A 13,103-nucleotide genomic window follows, 5' to 3' on the forward strand; every position below is an offset into this window, starting at 1 on the left:
GTGGCTGACAGACCGCGCCTGTACACGATCTTTCAAGACAAGGCGTACACGCGTGCGCGGCCCGAGGATACGAGGCCTTCTCCCGTCGCAGCGCTGGAGAACGTTGCTTTGTCAGGGACGCCATGCTACAACGGTTTGGCTGTCCTGGCGTCGCTGTCCTGACGCAACACAGCGTGGAGAGGGCCGCCGAGGTGGGTGGCCTTCACGACTCGATGGAGGTCCATCCGCATGGCGAAGACGCGCGGAACATCTCGCGGCATCTCGCGCCGTACCCTCTTGATCCAGGGGGCGTTCGGGCTGGGAGGGGTGAGCCTGCTGGCCGCCTGTGCCCCGTCCGGGCCGGCTGCCAAGCCGGCCGAAGCGCCCAAGCCGACCCAGGCCGCGGCGCCGGCAGCCACTACGGCCCCCGCCGCTGCCAGCAAGCCGACCGAGGCTGCGAAGCCTGCCGAAGCGGCCAAGCCCGCCGCGGCTGCCGCGCCAACCGAGGCAGCGAAGCCCGCCGCGGCTGCCGCGCCGGCCAAGCCGGCTGAGGCGGCCGCCAAGCCAGCCTCGCAGGGCGGCCTTGGGAGCCAGCTGATCGGGAAGATCGAAGGCCCGACCGTCCAGCCGGAGGCCAGACGCCCCGCCAGGCTGGGCGAGGCCCCGATGCTGGCCGAGCTGGTCAAAGCCGGCAAGCTGCCGCCCGTCGAACAGCGCGTGCCCGACGAGCCGATGGTCGTCAAACCGTTGCAGGAGATCGGCAAGTACGGCGGCACCTGGCGGCGTGCGTTCACCGGCCCCGGCGACAACGAGAACGGCAACCGGATCAACTCGACCGACAAGATGATATTCTGGGACTTCACGGGCACCAAGCTGATGCCGTCCGTGGCCAGGTCCTGGGAAGTTGGGGACGGCGGCAAGACCCTGACGCTGGTGTTCCGCAAGGGCCACAAGTGGTCGGACGGCGCCCCGTTCGGCGCGGACGACGTGGTCTTCTGGTTCGAGGACCTGTACGGCAACAAGGATCTGACGCCCACGCCGACCGCCGAGATGTCGATCAACGGCAAGCCCGGCAAGGTCGAGAAGGTGGACGATCAGACCGTCCGCTTCGTCTTCCCGGAGCCGTACCCCGGCATCATCGACATCCTGACCGGCGCCAGCTACATCGGCACCTCGCAGAGCAACGGCGCGCCGCTCCTGCGCGGCCCCATCGCCCCGAAGCACTACCTCTCGAAGTTCCACCCGAAGTACGCGGGCCAGGAGAAGGTCGATCAGCAGGCGACGGCGGCCGGCTTCGACAACTGGAAGACCTACTTCACAACCTTCGCAGCGGACTGGCGGCGGAACGTCGATCTGCCCGTGCTGATGCCCTGGAAGATGACCTCGCCGATCAACACGCCGAACTGGGCGATGGAGCGGAACCCGTTCTACTACGCCGTGGACACCGAGGGGAACCAGCTTCCGTACATCGACAAGATCCAGATGACGCTGGCCGAGAACCTCGAGGTGCTGAACCTCCGCGCCATCGCCGGCGAGTACGACTGGCAGGAGCGCCACACCGACCTCTCGAAGCTGCCCGTCTTCCTGGAGAACCAGCAGAAGGGCAACTACACCGTCCGGCTGGACCCGGCCGCCAACGGCGCGGACGCCACCTGGCAGACCAACCAGTCCTACGAGGCCGACCCGGAGGTCGGCGACTGGCTCCGCAACCGCGACTTCCGCCACGCCCTGGCCATCGGCATCGACCGCGATCAGCTCAACGAGACGTTCTGGCTCGGCATCGGCACGCCCGGCTCGATTGTCCCGGCGGACGACTCGCTCTACAGCCCCGGCCCCGAGTGGCGGAAGAAGTGGGCGACCACCGACGTAGCCCAGGCCAATCAGTTGCTCGACAAGATCGGCCTGACGACCAAGGACAGCGAGGGCTACCGCCTCCGCAAGGACGGCAAGGGACGCCTCCGCATCGAGCTGGTCGGCACGGCCGGGCAGTTCATCTCGTTCACCCGCATCGGCGAGATGATCTCCCAGCACCTGAAGCGGATCGGCATCCAGATCGACGTCGTCGAGCAGGAGCGGACGCTGATGGAGCGCCGCCGCGACGGCAACGAGCTGCAGACGGTCCTCTGGGCGAACGACGGGTCGGAGATGCTCTACTCGTTCCCGCCGCACGCCTTGCCGATGCGCCCGGATGTGTTCATGGGCAACCTGTACGGCAAGTGGTACGCATCGGGCGGCGCGCAGGGCAAGAAGCCAGACGACGAGCAGATGGTCAAGGCGCTGGAAATGTACCGCGGCGCGTTCGGGAAGCCGGACGCCGAGCGGATCCAGACCGCCAAGGACATCTGGAAGATCCTGGCCGAGGAGACGTACTCCATCGGGACGGTCGGCCTCTCGCCGGCGGTCATGGGCGTGCGGATCGTCAAGAACAACCTGGGGAACGTGCCGTCGCGGCAGATGAACGCGATGCACTGCCGCACCCCATGCTCCTCCCACCCGACGACGCTCTTCTTCAAGAGTTAGCGCGGGGTTTCGGGTTTCGGGTTTCGGGGGCAATGGTCCCTGAAACCCGAAACCCAGGACCGGCAACCTAGAACGTGATGACCGAGCGCAGCGTCTCGCCGCGCTCCATCCGCTCGAAGGCGTGCTGGACGTCGCCGAGGCCGATCTTCTCGGTGACCAGGTCGTCCAGGTTCAACCGGCCCTTCAGGTAGAGGTCTGCCAGCAGCGGGAAGTCGCGCGTCGGCAGGCAGTCGCCGTACCAGGAGACCCGCAGCGAGCCGCCCATCCCGAAGAACTCCTGGGCTGGGAACTCGATGGTCGAGGTCGCGCTGGGGACGCCGATCAGCGTGCAGACGCCGGCGAGGTCGCGGCTCCGCAGCGCCTGGGACAAGACCTTCGGGTTGCCGACCGCCTCAAAGACGTAGTCCACGCCGTGGCCGTCGGTCAGATCCTTGATCGCGGCGACGGGGTCCGTCTCGCTGGCGTTGACGACGTGCGTCGCGCCGAGCTTCTTCGCCCACTCCAGCTTGCGCGGCTCCAGGTCCACCGCGATGATCTTCGCGGCGTCGGCGATGCGCGCGCCCTGGATCACGCTCGTGCCGACTGCGCCCGAGCCGAACACGGCGACGGTGCTGCCCCGGCGGACGCCCGCCGTGTAGAAGACCGCTCCGAGGCCGGTCATCACGCCGCAGCCGATCAGCGAGGCCTGCGCGGCCGGCACCTCACGCGGGATCGGCACGGCCTGGAGCGCGGCCACCACCGTGTGGGTGGCGAACGTGCCCAGCCCCATGATGGTGGGGATGGTCTCGCCGGCCGGCGACTTCTGGCGCGGCTGGGCGTTCAGGCTGGCGGCGCACAGGTGCGGCTGTCCGATGTGGCAGAAGCGGCAGTTGCCGCAGGGCGCGCGCCAGGCCAGCACCACGAAGTCGCCGACCTTCGGCTCGGAGACGCCCGCCCCAACCGCCTCGACGATGCCCGCGCCCTCGTGGCCCATCAGCACCGGCAGCGAGCCGATGCTGCCCGTCTGGAAGTGCAGGTCGGTGTGGCAGACGCCGCTCGCCAGCACCCTGACCAGTACCTCGCCCGGACCTGGATCTTCCAGGACAATCCGCTCAACGGGCGCCGGCTGCCCGACCTCCCGCGCAACCGCGCCACGGATCTCAGTCGCCATCAAGGCCCTCCCAGGAGTGCTCGGCCGCCCCCGATGGCAGCCGGCGTGCAGGGAACAGTGGAAGCGGGCGGCCCTCGCCAGCGAGCCGCCGCGCGCAGCCGATACGCTACCACCTGGAGGGCGCGCGGTGCCGTCATTCGGGCGGCCGGGCCAGGGCGATTGCCTGTTCATTGGTATTCCCGAAGCGCGACGAGACGCGCAGTCGGGGGTTGATGAAGATGGATTCCTTACTGTAGTAAAGGCCCTCACCCCCGACCCCCTCTCCCTGTGCGCGGGCGAGGGGGAGGAACGACAGCCTCGTGTGTCTCCCCCTCGCCCGCGCACCGGGAGAGGGGGCCGGGGGGTGAGGGCCTCCAGAGTGACGGAGCGAATACGTGGGTATTTCGTCAATCTTCTTCAACCCCCGGCGCCGCTGTACGACGAGACCAGCAGGCAATCGCCCGGGCGGCCAGGCCGCGCTAGAGCTGGGCTTCGTTGACGGCGTTCTCCACCTCGAACGGCGTCTGCGCCCGCTCTTCCAGGCCGGCCTGCCGGGGCAGCCGCCGCGCCAGGTGACCTCGCCCGCGCCGCTCCATCGCGTAGGCCCAGGCGATCTGCCCAGTCAGCACCAGGATCACCGAGCTGAGATAGATCCAGCCGAGCAGCGCCACCGCCCCACCCAGCGGCCCGAACAACTGGAGATAGAAGCTGTCCGTGCCCACCAGCCAGCCGAACAGGTTCCGGGCCGCCTCCCAGAGCATCCCGCCGATGGCCGCCGGCCCGACGATCTCCGGCAGCGTCAGCGGGGCGCGCGGCACGATCGCCAGGATGATGCTGAAATGGACGATGGCCAGGACCAGCGGCGTCACGCGGCCCAGGAGCAGGCCCGGGTGCGGCACTACCGCGTCGCCCGCGTTCGCCTCGGCAACGCGGCCCACGACCTCGAAGGCCCACGATCCCCACAGCAGCCCGAGCACGGCCAGGTACAGCAGCGGGACGATCCGGGCCGTGCGACGGATCGGCTCGCCGCCGATCTCGTTCAGCGTGACGTTCAGGCTGGACGTCAGCGCCCGGGCGAAGCCGATCATCGAGAAGATGCCCGTCGCAAGCGCCAGCCCGGTGGCTGGCGGCGACGACCGCACCACCGACTCAACCAGTTGTGACGGCAGCTCCGCGCTCACCGGCAGCAGACGTGGCAGCGTCAGCGCCACGATGTCGCGCGTCTCCTGTTCTCCGAGGACGGCGCTGCCCAGAGCAATGGTCAGCACCAGCAGCGGCCCGGCCGCCAGCAGCGCATAGTAGGAGAGCGCGGCAGCCATCCGCGTGCCGGCCTGCAAGACAAAGCTGACGAGGGCGTTCCGCACGATCCGCGGCCACCCGCCCCGCCCGAAGATCCGACGCTCGGCATCACCGGCCCGGCGCAGGCCGGCCGCCAGCCGCTGGCGTATCGTGGCCGGATGGCGTGTGGTGACCTGGCCGGTCGGAGACGCGGCCCGAGCCACCGTGACCAGCGGTGCGCGATCGGTTGGAAGGGGGTCGTGCGATGAACGGATCACGACGCGCCAAAAGCAGGATGTGTGCCGTCTTCCCCGCACTTTGACGCAGGCCGCACGGCGCGCTAGAGTCACCAGGGACCGCGCACCGAGGCGCGGGACGGAGGATGATCGTCGTGAAGAAGGTCGGCGTCATTGGTCTCGGCACCATGGGACGGCCCATCGCCCGCAACATTCGCAAGGCCGGGTTTGACGTCGCGGTGTACGACCTGAACCCGGAGGCTGTCGCGGAGCTGGTCGGGCTTGGAGCCACGGCCGCCGAGCGTCCGTCCGACATCGCCATGGGCTCGGATCTCGTCATCAGCGTGCTGCCGGACGGCCCGGACGTGCTCCAGACCATGCTCGGCGAGGAGGGCGTCTACCACGCGGCACGCGAGGGGATGATCCACGCCGACTTCAGCACCGTTCACCCGAAAGTTAGCATGCAGCTCTACGAAGCGGGGAAGAAGCGCGGCGTCCACGTGCTGGACAGCGCGATGGCGCGCGGCAAGACCGAGGCCGAGAACGGCACGCTCGTGCTGATGATCGGCGGCGAGAAGGAGGATATCGACGCGGCCATGCCCGTGCTCAGCAAGGTCGCTACCGACATCCACCACTGCGGCCCGAACGGCGCCGGGGCCACCATGAAGCTGGTCAACAACCTGCTCGGCGGCGTGGTGGCGGCGGTCAACGCAGAGTCGCTGCTGCTCGGGGCGAAGGCCGGCCTGACGCCGGAGATCATGTACAAGGTGCTCTCCACGACCGGCGCGAACAACGCCATGCTGCACGGCATGATCAAGAACAAAGTGTTCATGCGGAACTTCCAGCCGCCATCCTTTGCCCTGGATCTCCAGTACAAGGACGCCCGGCTGGCCCTGGAGCTTGGCGGCGACGTCGGCGCAGCCCTGCCCATCGGGGCGCTCGTTCAGCAGTTGCGGACGGCCGCGCGCGTCAAGGGGATGGGCCGCTGGGACACCTCGGCGATTGCCACCGTCTGGGAGGATCTGGGCGGGGCGATCCTCAAGGCCAGCGACGCCCCCGGCGACGACTGAGTCGTCGGGGGATGGAGAACGATCCAGGATGGCTGCGGTGAGCTACGACAGCGAAGAGGACGAGGCTCATTCCTGCTTGCAGACGCTGCGGGATGGCTCGCCCTCCGAGAAGATCGCCGCTCGCGAGGCGCTGGCCCGGATCTTCACCCGTCGCGGCATGGACGAAGAGGCGACGGAGCTGTACGAGGCGAACGTGCGGGCCGGGGTGCGTTCGCCCGAGCTGTTCGAGCGGCTTGGGGAGTCGTACCACCGGATCGGCGAGGACGGGGCGGCCGAGGCGTCGCTGGCGGAGGCCCGGCGCCTGCGCGCGACATCAGTCCGGCCGGCCGCCCCGGCCGAGACCGAACGCCTGCCGGCCGCCTACCGCTACGATCCAGACGAGGCCGAGCCGCCCAACGGGCAGGCCGCCGCCGCTGTGCCGAGGCCACGTCGGCGAGGGCTGGCCCTGCCCGGCCCCCTGCTGGTACTGCTCGGCCTCGTCTTCCTGGTCATCCTGCCCGTGGCGCTGCTGGCGCTGCTGGTCGTCAACCCCGTCGCGCTCTACCTGGAGGGCCGCCCGCCCGGCCCGACCGTCGAGGTCGCGGCGACCGCGTCGGCCCCGTTGAAGGTTGCGGCGTCCACGCCGGCGCAGCTCAAGGTCGCGCCGGGCGCGGCGACCAACTGGTACGTCCACAGCGGGCGCTCGGTGAGCGGCCTCTGGGCCTCGTCCGGCCTGGAGCTGACGCTCGACCGCGAGCTGGACGACGCCGGCACAACGTTCCCCGTGACCGCCGCCCGGCCTCAGAACTGGGGCGAGACGATCACCATCGTGGAGCGGCGCGGTCAGGGGCGCGCGAACCAGGAGACCGTCCTGCCGGCCACGCTCGTCGCGCCGGCCAGCCTGCCGCCCGCTGGCACGGTCATCGATGGCATCATCGCCGGGCGGGTGACGGCCCCGCGCCTCTCCGAGACGAGCCAGTTCAACACGACGGCGGACACCGTGAGCGTGCCGGTCCAATTAGTCGTCGTCTCGACGCCCGAGCTCTGGCTGGATCGCTTCTTGAACAGCCTGCGGATGTACTTCGACGAGGACCGCTGGCTGCTGGTCACCATCGGCGCGCTCTTGACATGGTGCGTGCTGGCCGGCGGCACGGCGATCCTGTTCCGCGTGCGCCAGGGCTGATCGTCACGCGCTCGGTCACCATCTGGCCTGGAGGCCCGGCAACAGGATGAGCAAGGCAGATCGACGGTCAGCGGCGGTGAGTGGTGGTCGGGCGGACTTCGGCGTCGGCTCGCCGGCCTCGATTGTCCACGCCAAGCCCTGGAAGCGCACGATCACCATGCGCGGGATCGTCTCGGCCTGGGACGGCGAGCTGCTGACCCTGGAGCGGCAGTTCTCGGGCGGCGGCCAGTACGACAGCCTGAACCTCCCCAAGCTGGCCGGCGACTGGGGCACCATCGAGACGCCCATCGGCGGGCGGGTGCTGCGGCGCACCTACTACCGCCGCGACGGTACGCTGGTGGGCGAGCTGTTCAACATCCAGACGCCCGCCCAGCTGCGGAACGGCGCCGTTCACTACATCGATCTGGAAGTGGACGTCATGCGGCTGCCGGGCGGCATCGTACGGGTCGTGGACGAGGACGATCTCGAAGCAGCGGTGCGGGCTGGCGGCATCAGCCGCGCCCAGGCCGACGAGGCCCGCGCGCTGGCGTACCGCCTCGCCGAGATCCTGCGGCAGAACGGCGACTGGCGCACGGCAGACGCGCCCGCCGCCGACCGGCCCTCGCCCGACTACCCCTCGCCGGACCGGCCCACGCCCGGCTTGCCTTCGCCTTCGCCAGGTCCAACTGCGCCAGATCCGCTTGTCTCCCGCGCTGACGCGTAGCCGGCCGATGCCTGCTTCCCCTGCCAGGCGGCGCGTCTTGCTGTCCCTCTCGGCGGTGGCCGGTGGCGTGCTGAGCGCCGGCTTGCTCGCCGCCTGCGGGAGCGGCGTCGGCGGCAGCAGCGGGAGCGCCGCCCGTCCGGCTGCCAAGGGCCAGCCGACCCTGGTGTCCACCGTCCTGCCGACGGCAGTTCCAGCCGGAGACGTACGTCCCACCCGCGCGGCAACGCCGGCCGCCAACGGTACGCCGGCGGTGGTCCCGACGGCCCCCGCGCCAACCGCGACGCCGAGCGTCGGCGCGCCGCGCGAGCTGGTCATCCTGCAGGACGCCGAGCCGACCACCCTCGATCCGCACCGCTCGACGCTCCCCGCCGACGCCACTGCCTCGTTTGCCCTGTTCGACACCCTCACCTTCCGCAACGAGGATCAAAGCGTCATCCGTCCGCTGCTGGCGACCGAGTGGAAGGTGCAAGATCGGCGGTGGGAGCTGCGGCTGCGCCCGAACGTGCCCTTCCACGATGGCTCGACGCTCACCTCGGCCGACGTCAGATTCTCCATCGAGCGTACCCTGGACGCCTCGGCGAAGACGGCGGTGACGGCGCTCTTCTCGACGGTCGACCGCATCGAGTCGCCCGATCCGCTGACGGTGGCGTTCGTGACACGCCAGCCAGACCCGCTGCTGCCGGCGCGGCTGGCCTCATTTGGCGGGCAGATCGTCCCGAAGGCGTACCTGCAGCGCGTCGGCCCTGACGAGTTCGCCCGCCGGCCCATCGGGACCGGGCCATACCGGTTCCTGCAGTGGACCCGCGACGACCATCTCGTGCTGGGACGCTTCGACGGGTACTGGGGCGGTGCGCCGCAGTTCTCGCAGATCGTGGTGCGCGGCCGGGCGGATGGCGCGGCCCGCGCGGCCGGGCTGGTCGCCGGCGAGGTCGGCCTGGCCCTGCAGTTGCCGGCCCAGCAGCTCGACGCGGTGCAACGCAGCAACCGTGCCCGCGTCGACGGCGTGCTCGTGAACGGGCTGCACGTACTGGCCGTCAACGTCCGCGTCGCGCCGCTCGACCGGCCGCTCGTCAGGCAGGCGTTGTCGCTCGCCATCGACCGCGAGACGCTCATCAAGACCGTCCATCGCGAGCAGGGCGTCGTCCCGAACGGGCTGATCGCCCAGGGCGATTTCGGGTTTGACGCCACGCTGCCGCCGCTGGAGTACCACCAGGGTCGGGCGCGGCAGCGGTTGCAGGCGGCCGGCTACGCTGGCGAGCCGGTCACCCTGGAGACGACGGACGGCTACCTGACGGGTGACCGCGAGATGGCCAGCCTGATCGACGGGATGTGGCGAGCCGTGGGGATCAACAGCCGCGTCGAGGTCATCACCGCCGAGCAGCGGGCCGCCCGTCTGCGCGACGCCTCGTTCAAGGGGCTGTTCTGGGCCGATCCCGCCAGCCCGCTGCTGGACCCTGACAGCATGATGGTCCGGCTGCTCGGCCCTGGCGGCGCGCCGGAGCAGTGGCAGCACCCCGAGTGGCAGCAACTCGGGGCCGAGGCCCGCTCGTCGCTGGATCGGGAGCTGCGGCTGCGGAACTACCGGCGCATGAACGAGATCGGCCTGGAGCAGCTGCCGTGGATCCCGGTGGTGCAGCCGCGCCGCCTGTACGGCATCGCCAACACCGTCGACTTTCGGCCCTACGGCACCGGCATCCTGAACCTGCGCCGGGAGAACCTCAAGCCACGGGCGTGAGGGTCTTGCCTGGCGAGTCGGCGACGGACGGCCCCGCCAGACGATGGCTGCGAGGCCGGCCGCGGTGCGCGGGACACGCAACGCGCTGCCGGCTCTCGGGAGTGTCCTGCCTCGGTACGGCGGATGGCCTGGGCCGGTCGCCTGCGCCGATCGCACGCGACAGGATGGCGCAGGTTGGGGCCTGGACATCGAGGACGACGCCGACAGCCGCCCTCGCAGGTATGCCGAAGAGGCACAGGCCATCGCGGCAGCTCGGGCAACCTGCAGGCGGACCTCGCGCGCCTGACCCACCGGCAGGGGTGCCCCGCAGCATCCTGCACTGCGGCCAGCGCAGTCGCGGCCCCCCACCGGCAGCGCACGGTGGCCGTGCGCATCGCCCGTGGCTACTCCGACGCCCAGATCGCCCGGGAGCTGGCGCCGATGCGAGGCGCGGCGAGCACCACGTCGCGCACATCCTGCGCCGGCCGGAGTGTCGGTCGCGAGCGCAGGTGGCGGTGTGGGTGGTGGAGCACGGGCTGCTGGCGGCTGCAGACTCGTAGGGCGGCAGACTACAGGGCGAACCGCGCAACGATGGGCGCATGGTCGGGGTGTGACTCGTCCACACGCGTCGTCGGGTTGTTGCCGACACTCTCCCCCTGGATGCTCTCGACCAGACTCGTCACCTCGGTCACCGCCCACTGCCCCTGCCGATTCTGCTCCGGCGTGCCGAGCAGCCCCCGGCTGACCAGGATGTGGTCGATCAGCTCGCCGCGTCCCTCGTAGAGGCGTGAGTAGCGACGGTCAGGCGCCAGGAACTCCTTGACGTCCGTCGGGCGAGACCCCTTCAGGGGGATCGTGTCGCACAGGTTGTAGAGGCGGACGCCGTCCCGCCGGTCCGGCGAGGTCACGTCGCTGTCGGCCGGCCCGAGCAGGAGCTGGGTGGTGGCGGCCAGCGGCTCGTCGTTGAGGTCGCCGAGCAGCACGACCTGCGGCGCGTCGGCAGCCTGGAGCACGGCGTTGACGTGAACCCGCAGCGCCACAGCCTCGGCGGTGCGCCGCAGGAGCGCCAGCCCCGTGCCGCGCGCCCGCTCGTCCTCGTCGTTCGTGTCGAAGCGCGCCTGATGCCCGCCCGGAGCCGGCGGGTAGGTGATCAGCTTCGACTTCAGGTGCGCCGAGATCAGGTGGACCCGCAGCCCAGGCGCCGGCTCGACCTCGATGCACAGCGCGCCCCGCGAGAGCCGGCGGCTCGGCTGCGCGGACCCGAAGCCCGGCACCGCGGCCAGCTCGCCCGGCGCAAAATCGACCACCTCGGCCGTCGCCAGGATCGGCAGCCGCGACAGGAACCCGACCCGGATGCCGCCGCCAGTGGGCCGGCTGTCCGGATGGGCGGACAGCGCCGGCTGCGGCAGGATGTCGGCAAGGCGGCCGGCCAGCGCCATGAACGCGCTGTCGTCGGCGTCGGACGCGCCGCCAAGCTCCTGCAGGGCAACCACGTCCGGCTGCACCGCGCGGATCTGCTCTGTGAGGTACATGAGCTTCGCATCGAACGCCTCGGCGGTCACCTGCCTGCTGGGGCTGATCGGGTAGCCGGGCGGAAACAGGTTCTCGACGTTCCAGGTCATGACGGTCAGCGGCGTCGTCATCTGACCTCCAGGGGTGTGCGCCGCCAGCGCCGGCGCAGAGCTGAACCGTGCGCGTCCACTCGATAAGGCCAGCGTAGTGGATGCCGGGATGCACGGCCTGCGCACAATCGCGTAGGCGACAACGCACAGGGGTCGGCCAGGCAGGGGTGGGGGGCGGCATCGGGCGCTCAGCGTGCGGTGCGGCAGCTCCAGATCACGCCGGCCGGGCGGGTACGAGACGGCGGCGCAGCGACGGCCCAGGAGCGGATCGAGGCAGCGTAACCGGGCGGCAGCGGGAGCGCGTCCAGATCGTCAAGATCGAACAGGCCCCAGGCCTTGTGCTCCTCGCTGTGGCGCGGCGTGGCGGCTGGATCGGCCTGGCAGCCGTACGTCACGATCAGCACGTCGATGCCCGGGATGATGCGGTACACCCAGGTGTCGATAATGGACTGCACGGAAACCGTCAGCCCCAACTCCTCCTCGATCTCGCGGCGCAGACAGGCGCGCGGCTCCTCGTCAGGCTCCAGCTTGCCGCCCGGCAGCTCCCACTCGTCGCGCCCGTTCTTCAGGAGCAGCACCTGTCGGCCCCGCAGAATCACACCCTTCACCGACACGGGAAAACGATACGCGAGATGGTCTGTTGGCGCCGCTGTCGGCACTGACATCTGCTGACCACTCCCTACCGAAATGGACCGCATCCTCACGATACCGCACAACATCGTGTCTGACCAGCACCTGCCATATCGATTCTGCACGACTACCCATTTCATGCACAGGCGCGCAGGCTGGCGGACAGGATAGCAGGCAGTGAAATCGAGTGCGAGACGGCGCGTCGGCAGAAAGAGCACACCGGACATGATGACGATGATTCAGGCAGTCACCTTCGATGCGGACGGCACCCTCTGGGATTTCGAGCAGGCGATGCGGCAGGCGCAGGCCGCCGTGCTCGACGCGCTGCGCCACCAGCGGCCGGACTGCCCCTCCTGGCTGACGGTCGAGCGGCTGATGGCGATTCGCGACGACACAGCCGTCGAGATGGAGGCGCGCGGCGCGACGTTGATCGAGATCAGACTGGCGGCGTTCGAGCGCACCCTGGAACTCATCGGCGCTCCAGATCGGGCGCTGGCAGCCGAGTTGAACGCGCTCTACCTGGAGCAGCGTGTCGCCGCTACGCGCCTCTACGACGACACGGTGGCGGCGCTCGACGCCCTGTCCCACCTGACGCTCGGCATCATCAGCAACGGCAACACCGACCCGAACCGCTGCGGGCTGGCCGGCCGATTTCGCTTCGCGTTGTTCGCCGATCAGTACGGGCGGCCCAAGCCGCACCGGCAGCTATTCGACGCGGCGCTGGAAGCGGCAGCCTGCGAGCCGGCCGCCGTTCTGCACGTGGGCGATTCGTTGACGCACGACGTGGCCGGCGCGCAAGCCGTCGGCATTCGCGGCATCTGGCTCAACCGGGAGGGCATCCCGAACACGGCGGGCATCGTGCCGAACGCGGAGATTCAGAGCTTGCTGGAGCTGCCCGCCCTGCTCGATGAAGAACACCCGGCCTGGCGGACTCGGCCTGGTGGGTAGGCGCGGCATCATGCGCCGCGCAGCCGTGCGCGACCGTGGGTCAGGAGATTCGCGCGGCCGGGCTGCAACAATCCCGCCGTGCCACCCGTCCCACTGGTGAGCGGCGAGTCCG

The 13,103-nt window shown here is 70.1% G+C and carries 10 protein-coding genes; 6 read left to right on the plus strand and 4 right to left on the minus strand.

Going from position 1 to position 13,103, the window contains the following annotated elements; translation table 11 throughout:
* The first annotated feature begins 228 nt into the window (after positions 1–228).
* The gene (locus tag IT306_09000) at positions 229–2,499 is read left to right on the plus strand and encodes an ABC transporter substrate-binding protein (protein ID MCC7368548.1); all 2,271 of its coding nucleotides are present in this window, start codon (positions 229–231) and stop codon (positions 2,497–2,499) included.
* Between the two features lie 67 nt (positions 2,500–2,566).
* Here IT306_09000 and IT306_09005 read toward each other — a convergent pair whose 3' ends face one another.
* Entirely contained in the window at positions 2,567–3,649 is a 1,083-nt protein-coding gene (locus tag IT306_09005; protein ID MCC7368549.1) for a Zn-dependent alcohol dehydrogenase, read from the minus strand.
* 458 nt (positions 3,650–4,107) lie between these two features.
* On the minus strand, positions 4,108–5,130 hold the full coding sequence (locus IT306_09010) for a YihY/virulence factor BrkB family protein (protein MCC7368550.1): 1,023 nt from the start codon (positions 5,128–5,130) through the stop codon (positions 4,108–4,110).
* Between the two features lie 158 nt (positions 5,131–5,288).
* Between IT306_09010 and IT306_09015 the strand changes: the two genes are divergently transcribed.
* The 4 genes from IT306_09015 to IT306_09030 are packed head-to-tail and all read left to right on the plus strand — an operon-like array spanning position 5,289 to position 9,812.
* Entirely contained in the window at positions 5,289–6,212 is a 924-nt protein-coding gene (locus IT306_09015) for an NAD(P)-dependent oxidoreductase (GenBank protein MCC7368551.1), read from the plus strand.
* Positions 6,213–6,249: 37 nt separating this feature from the next.
* Positions 6,250–7,374 carry a hypothetical protein gene (locus tag IT306_09020; GenBank protein ID MCC7368552.1) on the plus strand — a complete coding sequence of 375 codons (1,125 nt, stop codon included), beginning with the start codon at positions 6,250–6,252 and terminating at the stop codon, positions 7,372–7,374.
* A gap of 46 nt (positions 7,375–7,420) precedes the next feature.
* Positions 7,421–8,077: a DUF402 domain-containing protein gene (locus IT306_09025; protein MCC7368553.1), complete on the plus strand. Its 657-nt coding sequence runs from the start codon at positions 7,421–7,423 to the stop codon at positions 8,075–8,077.
* Positions 8,078–8,114: 37 nt separating this feature from the next.
* Positions 8,115–9,812, plus strand: coding sequence for a hypothetical protein (locus tag IT306_09030; protein ID MCC7368554.1), 1,698 nt, complete (start codon positions 8,115–8,117; stop codon positions 9,810–9,812).
* Between the two features lie 548 nt (positions 9,813–10,360).
* Here the strand turns inward: IT306_09030 and IT306_09035 are convergent.
* Together IT306_09035 and IT306_09040 are read right to left on the minus strand one after the other, a co-directional pair.
* Positions 10,361–11,434 (minus strand): endonuclease/exonuclease/phosphatase family protein, encoded by a 1,074-nt coding sequence (locus IT306_09035; GenBank protein MCC7368555.1) that lies wholly within the window; start codon positions 11,432–11,434, stop codon positions 10,361–10,363.
* Positions 11,435–11,601: 167 nt separating this feature from the next.
* Complete coding sequence (locus IT306_09040) at positions 11,602–12,078, minus strand: NUDIX hydrolase (GenBank protein ID MCC7368556.1); 477 nt, start codon at positions 12,076–12,078, stop codon at positions 11,602–11,604.
* A gap of 190 nt (positions 12,079–12,268) precedes the next feature.
* Between IT306_09040 and IT306_09045 the strand changes: the two genes are divergently transcribed.
* Complete coding sequence (locus IT306_09045) at positions 12,269–12,991, plus strand: HAD family hydrolase (GenBank protein MCC7368557.1); 723 nt, start codon at positions 12,269–12,271, stop codon at positions 12,989–12,991.
* Positions 12,992–13,103: the final 112 nt, after the last annotated feature.

It is taken from the genome of Chloroflexota bacterium (genome assembly GCA_020850535.1).
Classification (GTDB): domain Bacteria; phylum Chloroflexota; class UBA6077; order UBA6077; family JACCZL01; genus JADZEM01.

Coding starts and splice junctions, on each gene's coding strand:
- IT306_09025 (MCC7368553.1), top strand. CDS start 7,421: ATGAGCAAGGCAGATCGACGGTCAGCGGCGGTGAGTGGTGGTCGGGCG.
- IT306_09005 (MCC7368549.1), bottom strand. CDS start 3,649: ATGGCGACTGAGATCCGTGGCGCGGTTGCGCGGGAGGTCGGGCAGCCG.
- IT306_09040 (MCC7368556.1), bottom strand. CDS start 12,078: ATGTCAGTGCCGACAGCGGCGCCAACAGACCATCTCGCGTATCGTTTT.
- IT306_09000 (MCC7368548.1), top strand. CDS start 229: ATGGCGAAGACGCGCGGAACATCTCGCGGCATCTCGCGCCGTACCCTC.
- IT306_09035 (MCC7368555.1), bottom strand. CDS start 11,434: ATGACGACGCCGCTGACCGTCATGACCTGGAACGTCGAGAACCTGTTT.
- IT306_09045 (MCC7368557.1), top strand. CDS start 12,269: ATGATGACGATGATTCAGGCAGTCACCTTCGATGCGGACGGCACCCTC.
- IT306_09015 (MCC7368551.1), top strand. CDS start 5,289: ATGATCGTCGTGAAGAAGGTCGGCGTCATTGGTCTCGGCACCATGGGA.